This is a genomic window from Furfurilactobacillus curtus (assembly GCF_054657915.1).
Genome location: NZ_BAAHXU010000001.1, coordinates 509,837 through 530,685 on the forward strand (window position 1 = coordinate 509,837; position 20,849 = coordinate 530,685).

Below are 20,849 nucleotides of genomic sequence, written 5' to 3' on the forward strand. Positions count from 1 at the left end.
AAGTAATATATTCCCTCGAAAACGTCCCTGTAAAGGGTATTATGAACACGCTTTCACAAATTAAAAATGTATGAGCCTTGATTTAACAATGTTTTTGTTTCCTCAGGTGAGCAATCTCACCCGTTATCGGGTATAGCGGATTGATTAAGATCATAAGAAAAAGCCGCTAATTTAATTCAAAAATAATTAGCGGCTTTTGTATACGAACTCATGTTCGATTTTCTAATTCTGTTCTAATTTATGACTTTGGCTAAGAAGTAATTCCGTTTTCCTCGACGAATAATCATGAACTTCCCCGAAAAATTCTCTTGCGGATTAATAACTTCGTTAATATTGGTTAAGCGATCCCCATTAATTGTTATAGCTCCCGCCGCTACATCCTCGCGTGCCTGACGTTTTGACGGTTCAACAGCAGTCGACGCAAGCAAATCAACAATATTTTGATTTGTCCCGCTAACTTCAACATGTGGCACCTTTTCAAAGGCTTCCTGAACTTCTGCAACGCTAAGATCTTTAACATTACCTGTAAAAAGAATATCTGAAATCTTTTCTGCTTGATCTAGTGCCTCTTGACCATGAACGAATCGAGTGACCTCCTCTGCCAGCCGACGCTGTGCTTGCCGTAGCTCAGGATGCAGCTTAACTTGCTTATCAAGATTATCAATTTCATCTTTAGCTAAAAAGGTAAAGAACTTCAGATACTTAATGACATCACGATCGTCTTGATTTAACCAAAATTGGTAAAATTCGTAAGGTGACGTCTTTTTACTATCCAGCCAAATCGCCCCACCAGCTGTTTTACCAAATTTAGTTCCATCGGCTTTCAACATCAACGGGATCGTCAACCCGTATACTGGTTCATTAGCGTCCATAACCTTGTGAATCATATCAATACCAGCTGTGATATTCCCCCATTGATCTGCGCCACCAATTTGTAACTGAATACCATAGTCCCGATGAAGTGTTAAAAAGTCAATCGACTGCAAAATTTGGTAAGTAAATTCTGTAAATGAAATCCCTACCTCGAGTCGGCTTGCAACAATATCTTTTGCTAACATGGTGTTAACATTAACCACTTTACCGTAATCTCGTAAGAAGTCTAAGAGAGAAAGCTTAGATAACCAGCTATAGTTGTTAACCATCGTGACATTGGCATCGCCGCCAAACAAACGCTTCATCTGAGAACTCAACGCCTCAACATTATGGTTAACCTGTTCCATCGTTTGTAACTGCCGTTCTGAGTTACGACCACTGGGATCACCGATACTACCGGTACCTCCACCAATCAAAATATATGGATGATGGCCAGCTAATTCAAAGCGCTTCATCATCATAAAGGGAATCAAATGTCCAATGTGCATACTGTCGCCAGTTGGATCAACACCGCAGTACAAAGCGATTTTATGCTGATCAACGAGCTCACGTAAACCTTCAGCATCCGTCTGCTGATTAATTGCGTCCCGCCATGTTAATTCGTCAATAATATTCATTGTCGACCTTCCTTTCTTTCCGCACAAAAAAATCGTCCCTAAGAATTTCTTAGGGACGATTAACCGCGGTACCACCCGAATTACACATAATGTGTCACTTGATTAACTGATAACGCGGCTAAAGCGTGTTCTCTGACAGCGTTGAATGTAATTCGATTCACATCACTTTACCGCTTTCCACCAACCGCGGCTCTCTTAAAAAATGATGGCAAATCTACTTTGATCAACTAAAAACATTTTATATTAAATCTCTTTCGAAGCCTACAATACGGCATTAAAACTGATTTAGTCAACGTATTTACAGATTATATTTAAATTAGAAGTATGAATTGTTTTACGAACTTTTCCATGTACTCATATACATGTTGGTATGAATCGCTTTTAGACAAGGAGCAACTTTCAATTAGCGCGTGTAAAAGAACAGCAAGCTTGATTAATGTGATTTTATTTAATCTTTGAATTGGAAAACCGATAAACATTAAAATCAAATTAGATTATCGAACGAAATTAACATTAATTTTAAAAACTAGTTCTGTTAAATTAACAGAGAGAATAATATGAAAATCGAATTGTAAGGCCTCTTTTTTCATACTTTGGGAGAAATTAACATGAAATCGAATAATTCAAATCGAAACTTAGCTAAAATAAACTCTGATATAAATGGCCAGCATAAGTCAGAAGGTCAATTTCCCCATTCGAACTATCGCCATGTCCACTGGCAATTAATCCTTAGCCTCGTGTTCTTATCTCCATTGATTAGGCCACTGATCACTTTTCACTATTCAGCCATGCCTCTTTTGGCAGCCGCAATTATTTTCGCTGGATTAGTTAGTATCTGTGTCGGAATTTGGAAATTAGCTGGGGAATTAATCAATGCTTTCAACATGAGTTAGTCAACTTGACTAGCCTAGCTATTTTTTTATGTCTTCCCCTTTGCCCCTCTTTCAAACCGTAACTCACACTTGATCAAATTAATAAACAAACTAATTAGGAGTAAAACATGATTAACCTTAACGATCGCGACATTATGTCCTCTAGTGAAGCTGCCAGACGATGGCAAAAATCCGACGATTACGTACGCCAAGTGTTCAGAAAAAACCCGGAGCGGTTTCCAATCGGTACCATTCGAAAATTCGGCAAGCAGCTGGTTGTAACCAGACATGGCATAGAAATAGTCACAGGCGAGACGGAACCAGAGGCAAGAAAAAATGCTGCAAGCACATCTACAAATGCAATTGATAGATGAAAACAATTAACGAATCAATTCAACTTGTCTGAATTCGTTCGCCCAATCAATCATCGAAATTCAACGAAAAAGTTTTTATTTCAAAAAAACAACCGCTATTCTGACATTTATTAAATGCCAAAATAGCGGTTGTTTTAAATACCTCTTAACAAAGTACGCCGACTTAAAGTTTAAAATATAGCTCAATAGATCCCTCTATTTAGCCAAATACGGCTGAACCCTTGGAGTGACAAGCCAAGCCACAACACCGCCAACGACGGCTTGAATCGGATTAGTTGCTAGGCCGACGAGACCCACTGCAGGCCCATATAACAAGGAATCCGCTAAGAAATAACCTGCCACCATAACAACACCGCCAATTCCTAAGGCTAGCCACCGAGCCATCGTTCCAGACAAGCGTTGCGAAAGATAGCCAACTAAGAATCCTTCCAGCCCATGAATGATTAGCGAGAAGAACATGTACTGTGCATAACCTGAAAGTAAATCAAGTAAAAAACCACTAAGCGCACCAACGGTCCCCCCTACTTTGGGTCCAAGTGCTAAAGCAGCGATGAAGATTCCGGCATCACAAAGATTGATATTCCCGTGTGTCATCGGTACGGGAATGATGAAAAGTCGACTAATCACTACCGTAACTGCAACTAACATCGCTGTGAGCATTAATTTTTGTAGTTGCCCTCGATTAGGCGATTGATTTCCCATCACGATTCCTCACTAACGAATATCTTCTAAATTCTTATCCGTAAATTCATATTGAGCACGTTGACCACCAATCAACTTTGGTCGGGAACGTAGCGCAACAACGCGGGCCTCCCCAACATCGCGATGTTGTAATCGAACCGGAATTTGGACAAACTTCACATGCATCCCAATATCGGTACCACCGATGTCAATGCCGCCAGCCGCGGTAATATGTTCCACTTCAACCGGATCCTCAAATTGTTGATACCCGGCCACTTGTGTACCACCACCAGCATGAATTGCGGGAACAACTGACACAATTTCTAGATTATTTTGGTCGGCAACCTCACGTTCCAATAACAAAGCGCGGTTAATGTGTTCACAGCCTTGAATTGCCAAATGCAAATGACGCGGAATAAGAAATTCTTGCAAGGTTTGGACAATCACTTGGCCAATTTCTAAGCTAGAATTAGTTCCTTTCCATTCACCACGAATTTCACTCGTACTACAACCAACAACGAAGATACTCTCTGGTCGCAATGTGACATTTTCAAAATACTCGTTCAATGTTGCCCTCAAATCTTGTCGAACCTGTTCCAAATCCATTTTATTGCCTCCCGGCTGATCGCCGAATAATTTCGTCCAACGCTGTTGTGAACTTTAATCCAAATTTTCGCCATTCGCGAGGAAGTTGACTTGTCTCATTAATCGCCATCAATGTGATATCAACCGCCTGTTGGACCGCTTCAGTAAATTCAATAGATCGACTTAGTTCGCCACTTAATGTAGCAGCAAAAAAATCGCCTGCTCCGTAAAAATGACCAGCTATTTTGTGGTGACCGATAAAGCGGTACCCATCACTTGATACTGGATCCGTGAAAAAGACACCAATCTGGTCATCAAATTCAATACCAGTTACAACCACTTTAACGTCGTGTTGAAAACGAGTTTCCAGCATCTGAACAATTCGCGCTAATTCCTCAAAACTACTTTGAAAAGAAAGTTTCCGGTCAACTAGTTCCCCCAATTCAGTGACATTAGGAGTGATTACATCGGCTTTCTTCAATATAGGATCTAACAGCTTCGCATACCCTTTATCTAACCCAGGATATTGTTCGCCTTGATCAGCAAACACTGGATCAACAACGATCCGTGTTCCTTGAGCCAAATCAAGTATCTTGCTGGCAAACTCAATCGCAGCCTCGGAACCTAAGTAACCAATTTGGATCGTCTCAAAACTCATTAATTCCTCTTGAGACCAATGATTAACAACGTCATTCAACCAATTTGTCAGATCTAATTTTTTAGGTTTATCAAAGCCTTCGGTCTGAGTCGAAAGTAGCGTAACCGGCAATATGGCTGTCGTTAATCCGAAGGCAGCAGCAACGGGTAGCGCAGCGGCTGTAGAAATATTACCCAATAAGGAAAAGTCCTGAATGATGAGTGTTGTGGCTGGTAACGATTGTGGCATTTCCCCACCTCAATATTATTTTATGAAACCATTTTGTGAGTGCCGCTTTGTTCGAATTTCTATAAGAACAAATGCGGATACTAATATCACTTCGGCAAAAACAAATAAGTTCTTGTAACCACTTCGCTCAATGATCATGCCACCAATGGCCGGGCCACTTGCTTTACCAAGTGAAGAAAAAACATTTACTAATCCCTGATTACGGCCTTTATTTACCAATGCTGTGTATTCATCAACGACAACGGGGGCAGCTGGAACAAAAAGCGCCTCCCCAATTGTTAACAGAGTCATTGATATAATAATTAGTGACTCTGATTTACCTAGTAGCAATACCAAGAAAGATAAACAAAGAAAGGTTACTCCAAATTCAGCTTGGCTTAGCGTTTTTTTGAATACTTTTGGAAATTTTAGTAACAGAGTCTGCACTAGAATAATGCCAATACCATTTACAATCCACAATTGGCTGTAAAAACTTGTTGTTAGCCCGATTGTTAGAAAATATACAGAAAAGTTTGACATCCATTGGGAGTAGCTCAACCAAATTGCAAACAAACTGATCATCATCCTAATTACAATGTGACTATTGTGCTCCCGATGGAGGTCCTCAACTGGTGCAGTCACTATTGCCTCATGTTCCACATTCTCAAATCTTACGGGTAAAAATAATGATGCTACTAGAATTAGCGTCACTACAAACATCAAAATGACACTCATCAATAAGACCAGACCATGTCCATGATAAAGGGCGCCAAGAGCACCGGCTCCGACAACTAGACCAACGTTCACTCCTAAATACAGAAGATTGAAATCACGTTTTGAATTCTTATCATGGTCCATGTAACTTACTAAAGCATATTGTACCGTCAATACCCACCCAGTTGTAAAACCAAATGGCATTAAAAATACGATATAACCAATCGCGCCACGCCACATTAACCCAATAAATACGGATCCAGTCAGGCCCAGCAGACCAAGCATCAAAACAATGAATGGATTTTTACGATCAAATAATCGGCCAGCAATTGCAGACCCCAACGCATTCAAACACGAATAAACCAGCAACACTATGCCAACAACTGACAGCTTAAGCTTAAATTCACCGGTCAAGTACACAGTACTTAAAGGCCACACCATACAATAGATTGTATTAACAAGAAACGCCATTATTACAATTCGATTGATGCTCAATGTGCGGCCCATATAATTCCATCCCCTTTGAAATAAAGTAAAAAACTAGTAAAAAAAGCCACTTTTTCGCGTTCATTGTTTTACAATAAAGATACTAAATTAATGAAAGGGCTTTCTTAATCATGAATCTTTGGCAATCACTACGCGTCCAGTCACAACGATTGGATCAAAATCAAATAATCACAATTTCCGGAATACCAACCGGTTTGACGGCAAACTCACTTAAAGAAATTATTCCGTTTAATCAATTTCCTTCAGCAGAAGACTTAGCTTCAGCAAATGAAAATAGCTTTAACGAATTAATTACCAACTTTTTAGCAACATCGTTAGATTATCCCTTCTCCTTCGAACAAATATTGGCCGGAGTAAAACTCATCATATCATTAGGCGGAACTCAACTATTTGCCGTTGATAAACATGAGGATTACGTTATCTTTTGGCCATACCTTCTAGGCCACTTCACGGTAACGCATCATTTTGATGAAGGCTTTTACTTCGCCATGATTAAGCAAAATCGTCAAGTTCTTATTCCAATTTCTCCTATGGCTATCCGCCTAGAAAATGGGCTGTTGATTCGTGATCAAGATCAATTAGACAGAGAGGTTAAGGAAAGATATATGCTAGGTTTTAACTTATATGCTATCGGTCTAGTTCGTTTCGAGGAATTCCAAATCTTAAATCAATTAAGCTATGCCCCATAGAACAGTTAGCGAGCTTGTAAATTTTAGAGAAAGTGCCGCACAATCAATGTGCGGCACTTTCTAGTTCCAGAAGTTTAACGAAGAAACGTTTTCGGCTGGATGAATAGGATTCACCAGCAATTTTGAGGAAAACTCTTTCGCACTTCTTATAGCCATCTCTACTTTAACCTGTTGAGCCAATTTTGCTGTGATACAAGCAGATAAGGCATCAAATTGACTCAAAGACCGAGTATATTTTTGAGCTTTCCCTTCATCTGTCAGCCAAAAGTCGTCCCCGTTTGCGAGCAAAACATAATCCCTAGCCGGCTCGCCTTTTACTCCCGGAAGGTCTCCATGGATAAATACATTTTGAACCCCAATTCCACGAAGCTCATTAGCCGCATGAATCACATCGTCATCATTTAAAATTGTAAAATTAACTAAACTTTCGGCCTCAGTTACGTCTACGGTTATCACATCAGCCAGTGGAAGTAACGCTTTGATATACGTCGAAAAAGCAGCCTCCGATAAAAGTGGTTTTCCCGAATCAGAAAACAATACCGGATCCAACACAACCACTCCTAAACTCTGATTACGACAAGCTTGAACGACCGCCGTGATTAGTTCAATATTCGGTAAATAGCCAATTTTACAACTCGGTACATCAAACTCATTCAATATTGTACCAAACTGGCGATTGACAGGCGTCGAACTAATAGCCAATTCATGTTGGTTGATAGAAAAATCATTACCTAAAATTGCTGTCAAAACAGATATTCCATACACTTTAAGGACGTTAAACGTGTTTAGGTCCACTTGTGCGTATCGATTTCCTGTCGAATACAGCGCGGAAATTGTCAGTGCTGTGGGAAAACTACTGTCCATATTCTCACCTTCGTCTACAAAGACTGCCGCTTTTTAACATAGCATTGTAAAACGCAAAGAGAATGAGCCGGAAGTATGCTCCTTCCAACGACCCATTCTACATGCTGTTAATTTCAAACTAAGCTTTTTTTAGATCATATTTATTTGAGACAAATCCGTACAACGTCCATCCTGCAAACGTTACAAGTGCACCATATGCAAGTTCTGTAGCGCCGACCGCGTACAATGCATACAAACTGTAGATCGATGCAACTGTAGCAACGATGTTTGTTGTGCGCCGGGCAGACGCCGTAACTTTGGCGTCCAATTGCATTGTTTTAAGCGCTCCCATTGATAACAAGTATGGAATAACATTAGTCACCACCGCCAAATTAACTAAAACTGTAAATTGCTTTGACAAAGAAGGGCTAATTGTCATCAAAGCTAACAATGACTGAAGAATAGTAATAATAACCATTCCGGCTACAGGTGTGCCATTTGCAATAGTCTTCCCAAATACTTTCGGAAAGTAACCTTCATGTGCAGAACTGCGGAATACTTCAGCAATCGTGAACTGCCAACCAAGTAATGATCCAAAACAAGACAGAATCATTAGTCCCATAACGACGTTCCCGATAGCCGGGGTAAACATCTGACTGAAGGCAACACCAAATGGTGCATTCGAATGAGCCAAAGTTGAATTCGGTACAATTCCTTGCATAACGTTTGTCGAAACAATGTACATTATCGCCGCACCGATTGTGCCTCCGAGGACAGCGATTGGGACATTCTTCTTTGGATTTTCAACCGAATCCATATTGGCGGAAGCGGATTCCAACCCTAAAAAGGCCCATAAAGTAATGGAAATTGATTTGCTAATTCCATCAAAGAATCCAAGATTGTGTGGATTCCATGAAGTCGCATACATGTGACCACTAAAGAAGAACCATCCAGCTAATGAAATGACAACAACAGGAATAATGACGCCCCAAACCGTGAACGTACTGATTTGCCCAGTAATTCTTGCGCCACCAAAATTCATTACCGTTGCCAGCCAAAGGGTGAAGATTGTTGCCAAGGCCACTTCAACAGGCGTGAAATGCAAATGGAATAATACAACGAAATAGCCAACCGCCGAAATGGCAATGGCTGCGTTAGCAATAACTAACGACACACCATAGGTATAATTTGCCATGAAGGATCCTGCCTTACCATAAGAGTACTCGGCATATCCTCCCATCCCACCTGAATTTCTAGTATACATACCCGCTCGTGAGAAAGCATATGCCAAACACATAGCTCCACCAGCTGTAACTACCCAAGATAGAATCGACATTGTACCAACTTGTGCTAAGTTAGTCGGTAACATTATGATTCCTGATCCCATCATATTAATGGCCGTGATGATTGTAAGTTGAATCACGCTCATCTTTTTCTTTTCTTGTGCCATGTTTTTACCCCTATCCTAATTTAAAGAAAAAACGTGGTGGACAGTTGTTCACCACGTCAAATGCGACTAGTCCTCTTCTTTTGCGGCTTCTGCATCGTAAACGTAACCGTAAGCATTGACATGTCCATTTTCATTTTCGAAGTAAACACCTTGAATTTCTGGAGCAAATCCAGGGAATCTATTAATTCCTTCTTCCAAAATCAAGAAGTAGGTCTGGGCAACTTTACTCCATTTTTCCCCAGGGACAACACAGAAAACACCAGGTGGATATGGAAGTGCACCTTCAAGTGCAATTTCGCCCTCAATATCCTTAAGCGGAACAAGTTTGGCATTATTGTGTAGCAATTCAACGTTTGCATCATATGGCGTCATCGCTTGTTCAGGGAAGTAATCTGCTAAGAACATTTCTTTTTGATATTCTTTAGCATTATTACCTTTATAAAAGTCATGCAATTCTTGGCAAAGTTGACGAATTGTGTAACCCGCATAGCGTTCTTTATGCTGGGCATACAAGTTTGGCAGCACTTGTTCCAACGGTGCATCGGCTTTAATTTCGGCTTCAAACTTAACAATCTGTGAAACCAGGTTGTTCATCTTTGCGGGTGTTTCCGCAGGTGTCATTAAGAAGAGAATGGAATTTAAATCATTCTTTTCAGGAATAATCCCATGTTCCCGTAAGTAGTTAGCTAAAATAGTCGCTGGAACACCAAAGTCTTCGTATTCTCCAGTTTGGACATTAATACCTGGAGTAGTTAACAGGAACTTATTTGGATCAACAAAGTATTGGTTGTTTTCATAACCATCAAATGCATGCCACTTGGCCCCCTTTTCAAATCGCCAATAATCAATGTTGTTGACAATTTCTTCTGTATCAGCATCTTCCCAGTTTTTACCGTTTACTACTGGAGGAACAAACGGACGAATCATTGTTGCATTCTTCATTAAGTTCTTACGAGCATCAACTGAAGTTACTAGAGCATCATGCCAAAGTTTTTTACCTGCTTCGCCCTCTTGCATTCGAGCATTGACATCCAATGTGGCAAACAGTGGATAGAATGGTGACGTTGAAGCATATTGCATGTACGCATTATTAAATCGTTTATGATCGATGTAACGCTTTTGACCTTTAATATGTGCATCTTTTTTGTGAATTTGCGAGGCTTGTGAAAAGCCAGCCTGTTGCTTATGAGTCGATTGAGTAACCAAAATACCAGGGTCATCTGGTTTCAGATCAAGTAATAATGGAGAAGAATCTCTCATCATTGGAATAAATTGCTCGTAACCAACCCACGCGGAATCGAATAAGATGTAATCACACAGATGACCAATTCTTTCAACAACCTGCTTAGCATTGTAAATTGTTCCATCATATGTTCCCAATTGAATAATTGCTAAACGGAATGGGCGCTTTTGTTTAGCCTTTTCAGGATCCACTTTTGCGGCTTGCTTACGAATATAATCCTCATCGAAATCGCGAGCATAAATCCCACCGATGAATCCATAAGGGTCACGAGACGTTTCAAGATAAACGGGGCGACCACCATCTTTAACCAACGCAGCATTGTAGACTGATTTATGGTTATTCCGATCGAATAAAACAAGGTCTCCGGGGGCAATTGCCGCAGTAATTGCGATATTGTTTGAGGTAGTAGTACCATTCATAACAAAATAAGTCTTGTCGGCATTAAAGACCTGTGCAGCATGCTTTTCAGCATCCATTGCTGGGCCCTCATGAATTAACAAATCACCTAAATCAACATCGGCATTACAGATATCAGCGCGGAAGACATTTTCCCCAAAGAAATCATAAAACTGCCGTCCTGCTGGATGCTTACGGAAGTACTGCCCACCTTGATGTCCAGGACAATCAAATTGAATATTTCCACGTTCAACATAGGCTTTCAACGCCTTGAAGAATGGAGGTAATACACCATCTTCATATTTCGCGGCAGCAGCTTCAATTTCACGGTTATAAAGACGGTGATCATACTGATTATTAAGATCAATAATATGGTAAATCTCAGCCATCATTGAACCATCAATTTTTGAGCTATCCGCGGTGATAACAAAGACTGGAACCCCAAACTTTGTCTCATTCGCTGCCCGGACTATGTCATTGTCAGTATCCATGACAACAACAGCAGCTACATCCACGAAATCGGTATTTTTTGCTGAAACGACTTCTCTTTCAGTTTCAAAAAGCTGTGAAGCCTCTTCGGTGGACGCAATCTTTAATTCGTTCATGTCGTACCTCCTAGAAAGAAATAAGTTTGCTAGTAAACTACTAGTAAAAATTGCTACAACTCATTTTTACCACCTTGTATTTTTATTTACAAGCAAAAAATGAAACCGCTTTCCTTTACCTTTTTTTTACAAGAAAAATAATGGTGTAACTCGTTGATAACCAAGGAGTTACACCATTATTATAAAACGCTAAATATTCTCAAAAAATGCCTTTTACTTGAACTTTACCCGTGGCTTTAAAAAAGAATTATGCTCAAATGTTTCTACTTAAATATGTTTGATGCTCCCACGCTTCTTCAAGACAACTTCAAAAAGTTTCTTTGTCAGCTTTCCCGACGAGTCCTTCGTAAATAACCTATCAACTAAATGAGCTCCCATTTCTTGAATCGGTTGATGAACCGTCGAGAGCTCGGGCTGTACATAGCGAGTAATCTCAATATCATCAAAACCTAAAATTGAAATATCCTCTGGTACCCGCTTCCCATGAGCGAGCAACCCACGATTTAGACCAATCGCTAATTCATCTGAGAAAGCGAAGACGGCTGTGACGCCACTATCAATAACCTGTTTTGCTGCATTAAATCCATCAACTTTTGAATCGTCAGGTTGCTCAATAAACAAGCGTGGATCTAGGTCCAGATGATATTCCTTTAATCCATTTGAAAATCCTGTGATGCGATGAAGTTTGCTTTCAGAATTGCCAGCCTTCATTAGCAAAGCAATTTGCCGATGCCCATTATCTAAAAGATACTCAGCCGCTTTGCTACCTGCATCCAATTCATTCACAGCAACTGGCGATTCATTATCTTGCTGGCGATCCATAACAACATTCGCCAGGCCTGTGTTTGCCAAAAGCGTTTGAACGAATGCCAAATCGACATTGTCCCCTACCACGATAATCGCATCAACGGGGCGCTCAGTTAATTCATGAATGTGATAGGCAATTTTTTCTGACTCATTGGAAAACTCAACGGAAAGTTCAGCATAGCGTTTAGCTAATTCCGACTGAACACCATGAATTAACTCCCGATAATATGGGTTATCAATACTTGGCACAATCATTCCAACAGTCACTTTTGATTCAAATGACTTATCATTGCCGGTATTGTAATATCCCAACTCTTTCTGTAATGCAAAAACTTTCTGTCTTGTCGCAGCACTAAAACGTTCACCTTTGCCGTTAAGAATCTGTGAAACGGTTGTTGGTGAAATGTTAGCTGCCGTGGCAATATCTGTAATTGTTATTTTTTTTGCCATTAGTCCATTCCAACTTTTACTATTTTTTTACTTGACGTTCACATCATACAGCTTGAAAACCGAATTAACAACTAGTTTGAGAAAGGATTGTACGCTTTGTTCACGCTTTCAAAAAACAATACTGCCCTGAGCTGTTATATTACATATTGAAACCTAATAGATTTACCAATCATTATCAAATAATACTTCAAAGTTATGCTTAAAATGGCTTATTTTCAAATTATTTAAACAACCACCTTTGTCGCCACATTTAGAACACAATCTAAATTCAGACCATTTATGAAGCAAACCATTACTAATCTTTTTACTTAAACATAAACTCACCGAAATCGAAAATTTCACATTGATTACACTATAAAATCCTCATTTATCTTTTTCTCCCCCACAGCCGCATCACATTCTCAGCAGTTCTCGCCAAGTTCTCTCTTACTTGTTCAATCGCAACCGGTAACGCTTCAACACCGGGTAAAATACCAAAGACAGCGTCAATACCAAGATCATATAGTTGATCGATTCCTTCACCAACGTTTCCAGCTAACGCCACCACAGTAATATTTGAATCGATTTCTTTGACCGCCTGGGCCGTTCCCATCGGGGTTTTACCATATTGCGTTTGAAAATCAATGCCACCTTCTCCAGTAAAGACAATATCCGCACCAGTCACTCGTTGTTTGAGGTGAGTCATTTCAAGGACAATTTCAACACCTCGTTCAAGGTTGGCATTAGTGAACGCTAACAAGCCAGCTCCTAAACCACCGGCTGCACCGGATCCTGGTGTTTGGTCTATGTTACGCCCGACATCTCGCTGAATTACTTTAGCGTAATGTTTTAAATTCGCATCCAAGATCGAAATCATATCCGGTGTAGCACCCTTTTGCGGTCCAAAAATGGCTGCTGATCCTATTTTACCTGTCAAGGGGTTAGTTACATCAGAAGCAATCCTAATTTGTGCTTTCGCTACCAGCGGGTCAATTCCGGACAAATCAATATGATCTAATTCAGAAAGTCCGCCTCCACCTCGAGGAATTGGATGATTATTAATATCTAAAAATTTCACACCAAGTGCTTCAGCCATCCCTGCACCACCATCCGTGGTTGCGCTGCCACCAATTCCTAAGATCAACTGCTGGCTACCATGGTGCAATGCATCTAACATTAACTGCCCGGTGCCATAGGTTGTCGTAATCAATGGATTTTTTGTATGCTCATCGACAAACTGAATACCACTAGCCGCCGCCATTTCAATAACGGCCGTTTTACTGTCTCCTAGCAACCCGTATCGAGCCGTCGTCTCCTGGCCAAGCGGACCTAGCACAGTAACATCTCTAAATTTTCCGCCCGTCGCATCTACCAATGACTGAACAGTTCCTTCGCCGCCATCAGCCATTGGGACTTTCTCAATCTCCACTTCAGGAAAAACCCGTTTTACGCCAACTTCAATTGCATCTGCGGCTTGCTGAGCCGTCGCACTTCCTTTAAATGAATCAGGTGCAATGACAATTTTCATCATAAACTCCTCTCAAAACTAAATTATGAATCACCAGCGATTAACGTTTTAGAAAAAATCATTACAGTAAAAAACCATACATAATGGTACCAACAATTGTCATCGTTAATCCAACAGCCGATTCATATGGAACCGACTTCATTCGAGCCTTTAAATCCATATTCATGGCATTTCCCGTAACGTGGAAATAATTCCCCTGAGGTAGATGATCAATCACAGTTGCCCCCGTATGAACCATCACAGCCGCCGCTAATGGAGCTGTGCCAAACGACAAAATTGCCTTCCCAAAAGAACCCGTGGCCAAAATAACCCCTGTTGAAGTTGAAGCTGTGGCAGCTGCCATCAAAATCCCAGCAATCGGTGCTAAGAAGGTTCCTGAAATACCTGACATTTTAATCAGGCTAACAATCGCAGCTGGTAACGTCGAGGCGGTAATCAAGCCACCGATAGCTCCAGCTCCAATCAAGATCAGGACGACATCCGTCATTCGATCCATTCCTGACTTCGTGTAAGCCAAAATATGCCGACCTTGTCCCATCGCAAACATGCCTAATAACCCGGCCAGTGGCAAAATATACATTGCATCCACTTGGAACTTTTGCAAAATTGCAATATGTGCAATGCTGCCGATTGGATTAATTAGTAACAAGATAACGGCGACCAATGGCGCCACAATCGCAGAACGAAAAGATGGTAGCTTACCTTCGTCAGAAATACTTGCCGTTCCAGAAACTTGATTAGCTTCAACGTCCGCCATGGTCGCTACTTCACCATGATTTCGCAGAACGGTTGCTAATAAAATCGCCATCGCCAATCCAAATAAAGCTGGGACAAAATCGGCCACCATGACATCACTAAGTTGCAAATGAAATCCACGTGCTGCTGCAATCGTATTCGGATTCGGAGAAATAATATTTCCCGCTTTTCCACCACCGGATAGTGCAACTAATAACGCCAACTTCGAAATTTTGAGCTTACTCCCCACCTCTAAAGCAATCGGAGCGACAATCAATACTGCAACCGGAATGAACACCCCCACTGCCGTAATAATCATTGTCGACAAAGCTAGCGAAACAATCGCCAGGCTTTCCCCCAGCTTATCAACAATTGTCCGTGCAATGGTGTTAGCAGCCCCGGACTCCATCATGACCCCAGCCAAGACACCAGCCGCCAAAACACGGACCACTGTGCCCATGACACTTTGGGTTCCTGCCACAACGATGTTGACCGTTTGAACAAGATTGGCACCACCGATGACCGCCCCAACAATCGTGCCAACCAACAATGCATATACCGCATTTAATTTTCTCAAAATCAAAAAAATGGCTAATGCTAAACCAATTAATGCACCAATCCAGCTTACCGTGACTCCTGACATTTTAATTCCTCCTCATTTACTATCGATAAAGTCATCGATAGCCTTAAAGTAAGCGCTTTCTTAAATAAACTAATTCTAGCATATCATTTCCCAAAATCGCGGTTATGTTACATAATAAAAAAGAAACCAGCGTCAATATGACGTCAGTTTCCATTCAAATCACGTTAATTTCCTTGAATAATCGGCAGACCTTGCTTCATCACCTTTGTTACATCCATCGGTTCAATTCCATTTCGCAGAATTGTATGCCACTGATCCCCTTTGGTCCGAACAACGTCATCCAGATAAAGTTCCATGTGCCAGCTTTCTGCAGCAAGTGAACGATAGCCAGCTCCTTGAATAAAGGTTTGTAAGCGTGTATTGGCCGTACCTAGATGAGATAAAATTCCGACGTTACCAATTTGTGCCTCTAACCCTTCGGAAAAATGCAACATTCGAATATCCCAAAGATACGACTGGTCAACGTCAGTAATTGCAAATTCTGCCGTTTGCAGGATTTCTTTAGTAATGAATTCCGGTTGACGAATCATCAATTGATAGCGCCACTGCGCATCCCGGCCAGGTGTGACCCGCTCCCACATTGCTTGTAGCGGGTAACGAACAAACGGCTGAAAGCCTTCTACTTCTAAGTTATTTTGCGGTCCAGCGGCTAAGTAATCTGCAACCCGATATAAGGCATCTGCTCGTGCAGTGAAGTCTCGGTTATTGGGGTCGGCCTTGCCAATCCCACTCAACACGATGTACTGACGAGTCGGCAAATCTACAATTGAGCCTTTTTCGGTGTCACGAGTATATTCACCACCTCGATCTGTTCGCCAGTCTAACTGTTCTTCATTCATCTAAATCACACTCCTCAAATTCAGCCTAGCATACTCACGGAAGAATGAAAACGCTTTCTTTAGTAATTGTTTCACCCTGAGATCGCTGCAACCACAGTCACATGCCATCATAAATTTGAACGACGCGTGCACTTACTCAAAGGTCGACTGACGTGCACATAACGGACATTGGATCATCTGTGTCAAACTCATTAATGCAACTCGATTACGCTCAGGCCTGATGGTAAGTCGCCCTTCTAGGTTCAGAGCTGACTTGCAACATTCCAGATGAATGTGCTGCAGGTCTAAGCTTCTAAACAAAAAAAGGCCCTATATCAAAGCCTCTCAGTAATCCTACATTTCATGACAACTTTAAATGAATTACTCTATCTTTGCTGCTTCGATAGTCTTCATTTGAAGATCCGAAGCTTCTTTTGCAGATGCCGCATAAACAATTTTCAACTCAATTTCAGTAGTGTTAACGTACATGCGAGGAAAACTATTACCGTATTTTTCCCCAATAGCATTTGCTTTGACTGCTAGTTGGCTATCCATAAACGACCTCCGCCATTGTAATATCTCAACATTATATTGAACCTTGGATTACCTCCAAGCCTTCACAATATTCTCATGCACTTTCCCAAAAGATGCAATACAAGCATCTTCTTCATGTCAATCAGGATTTTGGTTCCGTTAGAGGGAAATTTACGGTACAGTTCTACATTGTATCTGTATTGTGTGGAAGAACTTGACTGTTTAACCACCAACGACATTGGGACTTGCAAACGAGCGTTGGATGAAGATTTCAATCATTACACCGACAACACATCTCACTATGCGGATCCTCATCTATCACGGGATCGATCAAAATTTCATCATTACCTGTGTCAAGGTCGTTGCCGATTATTTCAGAGGGAGATCACGTATAACTTTGAAAGATAAGCGGGTTAACCGAAAGTAGCCCAACCTGAACATAACGGATATCAGCTTAGAGCAGGCCCACGGCGTTCCAGCCGAATGTTCGTAAAATTCAGGTTGGTCGACAGTAAAACTCCGTTATGTTTCATACTTTTAACAAAAAAACGATGTCCCTTGAGAGACATCGTTTTTGAACTAATCAAGCAATTATCAGCTTATCGATACTGATCGACATTTTCCTTAGTCACAAGGTGAATTGGTGACGCAATATTCTTCGCCACTTTCTTACCCTCATAGTGCTTGTAAGCTGCCTTAATGGCTAATTCACCTTCAACTTTTGGCGATTGGGCAATATCACCGGAAATTTTACCCTGTTTAACAGCGGTCAATCCCTGTGGTTCCCCATCGATTGACACAACAACCATCGATGGATTATTGATTGCTTTAACAGCCCCTAAGGCCATTTCATCGTTTTGAGCGAAGACACCTTGAATGTCACTGTGGGCTTGCAGGACGTTTTCCATTGTAGATAGTCCCTTGGCCCGGTCAAAGTCGGCACTTTGTTTCGTAATCACCTTCAAGTAGTTCTTGGCGTGTTGATCGAATCCTTTACCACGTTGGATCGCGGCGTCGGCACCAGGTGTTCCTTCAAGAACAGCCACCGGCGCGTTCTTTGGCAGCTTACTCTTCATGTAATCAGCAGCCATCTGTCCCGCCTTGACATTATCAGAGGCTACGGTAGTTAATAACTTCCCACCATTGGAACCACGATCACACGCAATCACTGGAATACCGGCATTATTGGCATCCTTAACCGCCGGGACAATCGCGTCTGAGTCCACCGGATTAATGATAATGACGTCAACTTTCTTCTGAATCAAATCTTCAATATCACTCGACTGTTTAGAACTGTCATTTTGCGCGTCGAAGACTTCCGTCGTCGTACCATTCTTTTTGGCTACATCATTGATCCCATTACGTAACGATACGAAGAATGGGTTACTCAACGTGGATAATGATACACCAACTTTTAACTTATCCTTGGCTTTCTTAGTGACCTGCTTATTGCCAAATGATGGTGGCGTTAGCGAAACAGCTTTACATCCTGTCAAAATGACAGAACAAAGCGCAAACAAAGCAATCAGACTGAGTACATAGCGTTTATTGTGCTTCATGAGTATGTCTCCCCCTATTTTTTGGCTTGCTTTCGATCAAGTAAGACAGCGACCAAGATCACGATCCCCTTAACGATTTGTTGGTAGAAGCTAGAAATTCCTAATAGGTTCATCCCATTGTTCAATACCCCAATAATCAGAGCACCGATCAAGGTACCAAACATCTTCCCTTTACCACCAGCTAGGCTCGTACCACCTAATACAACGGCCGCAATGGCGTCCATTTCATAGGCAACCCCAGCATCTGGTTGCGCAGAGGCGAGCCGTGACGTTAAGATCATCCCGGCTGTCGCTGATAAGAACCCGGCCAACGTATAAACCCAAATGATCATCTTATTGTTCTTAACCCCAGCAACGAAGGCAGCCCGAGGGTTACCACCTAACGCGTAGGTCTTGCGACCAAACGTGGTCCGGTGTAAGAGCACATAAGCCAAGATGTAGAACAAAACCATGATGTAGACCGGAAATGGGATGCCGAAGAGATAACCTTGACCAAAAAATTGAAAGCCAAAGTTACTGCTCATCTTGGCCCCAGTAATTGGGTTCCCGTTGGTGAAAACATAGGTTGCACCACGGAAAATCGTTTGCGTGGCTAATGTGGCAATGAATGGCGCAGCTTTACCATAAGCAATTAGAATCCCATTCAACGCACCAAAGATCCCACCAGTAACCATCCCAATTAGGAAGGCGAAAAAGGCTGGCACACCCATCAATACTAATTGGGCCGTGAACGCGCCACTTAAGGCAAGAATTGATCCAACAGATAAATCAATTCCACCGGTTAAAATAACAAATTCCATCCCAAAGGCAATTAAGGCATTAATTGAAACTTGCCGTAATAAGTTCAATAAGTTCAATGGATCAAGAAATGAAAAATTCAGAATTGAGACCAGAATAATTAAAACGATCAGGGCAACCAACGGCCCCAGTTTGGCATAAAAATCACCGAAATTAAATTTTGTTTTGGCTTCGGTTTGCTTATCCATTAGCGTTCTCCTCCCGTTGCTAACGTCATGACACTTTCTTGACTGGCGGTGGCCGTTGGGACGATTCCCATTAGCTGACCTTCATAGACCACGGCGATATTGTCTGAAAATCCAAGAACTTCATCCAAATCGCTAGAAACCATGATGATCGCGGTGCCCCGATCCGTCAGTTCATTCATCAAATCGTAGATTTCCCGTTTGGCGCCCACGTCGACCCCACGCGTCGGTTCATCTAAGATCAACACTTGTGACCCTGAGCCAACCCACTTGGCGAGGACAACCTTTTGTTGATTTCCACCGGAGAGACTACCTGCTTCCTCATCAGCGCTCGTCGCTTTAACGGTCAGACGTTTCATCAATAATTCAACAAATTCTCGATCCGCTTTACGGTCAATTAAGCCATGTTTGGTAAAACCATCGATACTAGGAAGATCGATATTGTCAGCAATCGAATCATCGAGGATCAATCCCTCAGATTTCCGATCTTCGGTTAAAAACCCCACATTGTGTGCAATCGCTTCGTTAGGGTTGCTAATTTGAACCGTTTCGCCATTAATTTCAATAGTTCCCGCGTCGAGTTTGTCGATCCCAAAGATTGCCCTCATAATCTCTGTACGCCCAGCGCCCATCAAACCAGAGAAGGCCAGAATCTCACCAGAGCGAACCGCAAAGCTGATATCTTTAAAGACCCCCCTGCTAGTCAAGCCGTTCACTTTAATCATCGTATCGCCAAATTTAGGATTCCGATCAGGATAAAAATCACCTAAATCACGGCCAACCATATCGTGAACGATCTGTTGAACATTTGTTTCGGCAGTCTTATACGTATTAATGGTTAACCCATCACGCATGACAGTTACTCGATCAGAAATGGCAAATAATTCTTCCATACGATGAGAAATATAGATAATACCGACGCCTTGAGCCTTTAATGATTTGATCACGGTAAATAATTTCTGAATTTCGTTTTCCGTCAAGGCCGCCGTTGGTTCATCCATAATAATCACTTTGGCATCGGTCATTAAGGACTTGGCAATTTCAATCATTTGTTGCTGCCCAACCGATAGTTCGCCAATTGGTCGCTCTAGATTTACTTTCATCCCTAACCGATCTAAGGAGGCGTTAGCAAGCGCTTTCATTTTATCGTTATCAATAAACCCCCAGCGACTCTTAATTTCCTTGTTCAAAAACATGTTATCCAAAACCGGCATTTCAACAAAATTGTTCATTTCTTGATGAATAAATGCAATCCCATGTTGTTCTGCCTCCAAGGCGTTGGCAAAATGTGTCTCTTGCCCATCGACCTTGATCACACCACCGTTTGGCTCCAATAAACCGGTCAGAATGTTCATCATCGTCGATTTACCTGCACCATTTTCTCCCATCAAAGCATGGACTTCGCCACCTGTGACGGAAAAATTGACGTCTTTTAGCACCACATTGGGACCAAAAGACTTTGAAATGTGTTGCATGTCAATTTCCATTTGAGCAACCTC

The 20,849-nt window shown here is 41.6% G+C and carries 19 protein-coding genes and 1 other annotated feature; of the genes, 3 read left to right on the forward strand and 16 right to left on the reverse strand.

What is annotated here, in order from left to right:
• Positions 1–233: 233 nt before the first annotated feature.
• Positions 234–1,490 (reverse strand): tyrosine--tRNA ligase, encoded by a 1,257-nt coding sequence (gene tyrS / locus ACYQ0Y_RS02630; protein ID WP_407882476.1) that lies wholly within the window; start codon positions 1,488–1,490, stop codon positions 234–236.
• A gap of 48 nt (positions 1,491–1,538) precedes the next feature.
• Positions 1,539–1,724 (reverse strand) — a binding site (T-box leader).
• Between the two features lie 374 nt (positions 1,725–2,098).
• Here tyrS and ACYQ0Y_RS02635 point away from each other — a divergent pair.
• Positions 2,099–2,383, forward strand: coding sequence for a hypothetical protein (locus ACYQ0Y_RS02635; RefSeq protein ID WP_407882477.1), 285 nt, complete (start codon positions 2,099–2,101; stop codon positions 2,381–2,383).
• Between the two features lie 107 nt (positions 2,384–2,490).
• Positions 2,491–2,736 carry a helix-turn-helix domain-containing protein gene (locus ACYQ0Y_RS02640; protein ID WP_407882478.1) on the forward strand — a complete coding sequence of 82 codons (246 nt, stop codon included), beginning with the start codon at positions 2,491–2,493 and terminating at the stop codon, positions 2,734–2,736.
• 195 nt (positions 2,737–2,931) lie between these two features.
• On the opposite strand, the gene ACYQ0Y_RS02645 is transcribed toward ACYQ0Y_RS02640, so the two are convergent.
• Genes ACYQ0Y_RS02645 through ACYQ0Y_RS02660 form a run of 4 tightly spaced genes read right to left on the reverse strand, consistent with a single transcriptional unit; the run spans position 2,932 to position 6,088 of the window.
• Positions 2,932–3,438: an ECF transporter S component gene (locus tag ACYQ0Y_RS02645; protein WP_407882479.1), complete on the reverse strand. Its 507-nt coding sequence runs from the start codon at positions 3,436–3,438 to the stop codon at positions 2,932–2,934.
• Between the two features lie 12 nt (positions 3,439–3,450).
• Positions 3,451–4,023 carry a TIGR01440 family protein gene (locus ACYQ0Y_RS02650; protein WP_407882480.1) on the reverse strand — a complete coding sequence of 191 codons (573 nt, stop codon included), beginning with the start codon at positions 4,021–4,023 and terminating at the stop codon, positions 3,451–3,453.
• Position 4,024: 1 nt separating this feature from the next.
• Positions 4,025–4,888 carry a bifunctional hydroxymethylpyrimidine kinase/phosphomethylpyrimidine kinase gene (locus ACYQ0Y_RS02655; RefSeq protein WP_407882481.1) on the reverse strand — a complete coding sequence of 288 codons (864 nt, stop codon included), beginning with the start codon at positions 4,886–4,888 and terminating at the stop codon, positions 4,025–4,027.
• A gap of 15 nt (positions 4,889–4,903) precedes the next feature.
• Complete coding sequence (locus ACYQ0Y_RS02660; RefSeq protein ID WP_407882482.1) at positions 4,904–6,088, reverse strand: MFS transporter; 1,185 nt, start codon at positions 6,086–6,088, stop codon at positions 4,904–4,906.
• A 110-nt stretch (positions 6,089–6,198) separates the two neighbouring features.
• Between ACYQ0Y_RS02660 and ACYQ0Y_RS02665 the strand changes: the two genes are divergently transcribed.
• Positions 6,199–6,777 (forward strand): hypothetical protein, encoded by a 579-nt coding sequence (locus ACYQ0Y_RS02665; protein WP_459935456.1) that lies wholly within the window; start codon positions 6,199–6,201, stop codon positions 6,775–6,777.
• A gap of 60 nt (positions 6,778–6,837) precedes the next feature.
• Here ACYQ0Y_RS02665 and thiD read toward each other — a convergent pair whose 3' ends face one another.
• From thiD to ACYQ0Y_RS02720, 11 genes are all read right to left on the reverse strand, one after another.
• The gene (gene thiD, locus ACYQ0Y_RS02670) at positions 6,838–7,641 is read right to left on the reverse strand and encodes a bifunctional hydroxymethylpyrimidine kinase/phosphomethylpyrimidine kinase (RefSeq protein WP_407882484.1); all 804 of its coding nucleotides are present in this window, start codon (positions 7,639–7,641) and stop codon (positions 6,838–6,840) included.
• A gap of 118 nt (positions 7,642–7,759) precedes the next feature.
• The gene (potE, locus tag ACYQ0Y_RS02675) at positions 7,760–9,070 is read right to left on the reverse strand and encodes a putrescine-ornithine antiporter (RefSeq protein WP_407882485.1); all 1,311 of its coding nucleotides are present in this window, start codon (positions 9,068–9,070) and stop codon (positions 7,760–7,762) included.
• A 66-nt stretch (positions 9,071–9,136) separates the two neighbouring features.
• The gene (speC, locus tag ACYQ0Y_RS02680; protein ID WP_407882486.1) at positions 9,137–11,314 is read right to left on the reverse strand and encodes an ornithine decarboxylase; all 2,178 of its coding nucleotides are present in this window, start codon (positions 11,312–11,314) and stop codon (positions 9,137–9,139) included.
• A gap of 267 nt (positions 11,315–11,581) precedes the next feature.
• The gene (locus tag ACYQ0Y_RS02685) at positions 11,582–12,571 is read right to left on the reverse strand and encodes a LacI family DNA-binding transcriptional regulator (protein WP_407882487.1); all 990 of its coding nucleotides are present in this window, start codon (positions 12,569–12,571) and stop codon (positions 11,582–11,584) included.
• Positions 12,572–12,938: 367 nt separating this feature from the next.
• On the reverse strand, positions 12,939–14,078 hold the full coding sequence (locus ACYQ0Y_RS02690; RefSeq protein WP_407882579.1) for a glycerate kinase family protein: 1,140 nt from the start codon (positions 14,076–14,078) through the stop codon (positions 12,939–12,941).
• A 61-nt stretch (positions 14,079–14,139) separates the two neighbouring features.
• Positions 14,140–15,456 (reverse strand): GntP family permease, encoded by a 1,317-nt coding sequence (locus ACYQ0Y_RS02695; protein WP_407882488.1) that lies wholly within the window; start codon positions 15,454–15,456, stop codon positions 14,140–14,142.
• 164 nt (positions 15,457–15,620) lie between these two features.
• Positions 15,621–16,295: a hypothetical protein gene (locus tag ACYQ0Y_RS02700; RefSeq protein ID WP_407882489.1), complete on the reverse strand. Its 675-nt coding sequence runs from the start codon at positions 16,293–16,295 to the stop codon at positions 15,621–15,623.
• 360 nt (positions 16,296–16,655) lie between these two features.
• Positions 16,656–16,829, reverse strand: coding sequence for a hypothetical protein (locus ACYQ0Y_RS02705; RefSeq protein WP_407882490.1), 174 nt, complete (start codon positions 16,827–16,829; stop codon positions 16,656–16,658).
• Positions 16,830–17,407: 578 nt separating this feature from the next.
• Positions 17,408–18,367 (reverse strand): substrate-binding domain-containing protein, encoded by a 960-nt coding sequence (locus ACYQ0Y_RS02710; protein WP_407882491.1) that lies wholly within the window; start codon positions 18,365–18,367, stop codon positions 17,408–17,410.
• Positions 18,368–18,381: 14 nt separating this feature from the next.
• Positions 18,382–19,353 (reverse strand): ABC transporter permease subunit, encoded by a 972-nt coding sequence (locus ACYQ0Y_RS02715; RefSeq protein WP_407882492.1) that lies wholly within the window; start codon positions 19,351–19,353, stop codon positions 18,382–18,384.
• Positions 19,353–20,837, reverse strand: a complete 1,485-nt coding sequence (locus tag ACYQ0Y_RS02720) for a sugar ABC transporter ATP-binding protein (RefSeq protein WP_407882493.1) — start codon at positions 20,835–20,837, stop codon at positions 19,353–19,355. Before ACYQ0Y_RS02720 ends, ACYQ0Y_RS02715 begins: the two co-directional genes overlap by 1 nt.
• Between the last annotated feature and the right edge of the window lie 12 nt (positions 20,838–20,849).

What these genes read in the sequence shown, in the direction of transcription:
- tyrS (WP_407882476.1), bottom strand. Translation starts at nt 1,490, where the DNA reads ATGAATATTATTGACGAATTAACATGGCGGGACGCAATTAATCAGCAG.
- ACYQ0Y_RS02635 (WP_407882477.1), top strand. Translation starts at nt 2,099, where the DNA reads ATGAAATCGAATAATTCAAATCGAAACTTAGCTAAAATAAACTCTGAT.
- ACYQ0Y_RS02640 (WP_407882478.1), top strand. Translation starts at nt 2,491, where the DNA reads ATGATTAACCTTAACGATCGCGACATTATGTCCTCTAGTGAAGCTGCC.
- ACYQ0Y_RS02645 (WP_407882479.1), bottom strand. Translation starts at nt 3,438, where the DNA reads ATGGGAAATCAATCGCCTAATCGAGGGCAACTACAAAAATTAATGCTC.
- ACYQ0Y_RS02650 (WP_407882480.1), bottom strand. Translation starts at nt 4,023, where the DNA reads ATGGATTTGGAACAGGTTCGACAAGATTTGAGGGCAACATTGAACGAG.
- ACYQ0Y_RS02655 (WP_407882481.1), bottom strand. Translation starts at nt 4,888, where the DNA reads ATGCCACAATCGTTACCAGCCACAACACTCATCATTCAGGACTTTTCC.
- ACYQ0Y_RS02660 (WP_407882482.1), bottom strand. Translation starts at nt 6,088, where the DNA reads ATGGGCCGCACATTGAGCATCAATCGAATTGTAATAATGGCGTTTCTT.
- ACYQ0Y_RS02665 (WP_459935456.1), top strand. Translation starts at nt 6,199, where the DNA reads ATGAATCTTTGGCAATCACTACGCGTCCAGTCACAACGATTGGATCAA.
- thiD (WP_407882484.1), bottom strand. Translation starts at nt 7,641, where the DNA reads ATGGACAGTAGTTTTCCCACAGCACTGACAATTTCCGCGCTGTATTCG.
- potE (WP_407882485.1), bottom strand. Translation starts at nt 9,070, where the DNA reads ATGGCACAAGAAAAGAAAAAGATGAGCGTGATTCAACTTACAATCATC.
- speC (WP_407882486.1), bottom strand. Translation starts at nt 11,314, where the DNA reads ATGAACGAATTAAAGATTGCGTCCACCGAAGAGGCTTCACAGCTTTTT.
- ACYQ0Y_RS02685 (WP_407882487.1), bottom strand. Translation starts at nt 12,571, where the DNA reads ATGGCAAAAAAAATAACAATTACAGATATTGCCACGGCAGCTAACATT.
- ACYQ0Y_RS02690 (WP_407882579.1), bottom strand. Translation starts at nt 14,078, where the DNA reads ATGAAAATTGTCATTGCACCTGATTCATTTAAAGGAAGTGCGACGGCT.
- ACYQ0Y_RS02695 (WP_407882488.1), bottom strand. Translation starts at nt 15,456, where the DNA reads ATGTCAGGAGTCACGGTAAGCTGGATTGGTGCATTAATTGGTTTAGCA.
- ACYQ0Y_RS02700 (WP_407882489.1), bottom strand. Translation starts at nt 16,295, where the DNA reads ATGAATGAAGAACAGTTAGACTGGCGAACAGATCGAGGTGGTGAATAT.
- ACYQ0Y_RS02705 (WP_407882490.1), bottom strand. Translation starts at nt 16,829, where the DNA reads ATGGATAGCCAACTAGCAGTCAAAGCAAATGCTATTGGGGAAAAATAC.
- ACYQ0Y_RS02710 (WP_407882491.1), bottom strand. Translation starts at nt 18,367, where the DNA reads ATGAAGCACAATAAACGCTATGTACTCAGTCTGATTGCTTTGTTTGCG.
- ACYQ0Y_RS02715 (WP_407882492.1), bottom strand. Translation starts at nt 19,353, where the DNA reads ATGGATAAGCAAACCGAAGCCAAAACAAAATTTAATTTCGGTGATTTT.
- ACYQ0Y_RS02720 (WP_407882493.1), bottom strand. Translation starts at nt 20,837, where the DNA reads ATGGAAATTGACATGCAACACATTTCAAAGTCTTTTGGTCCCAATGTG.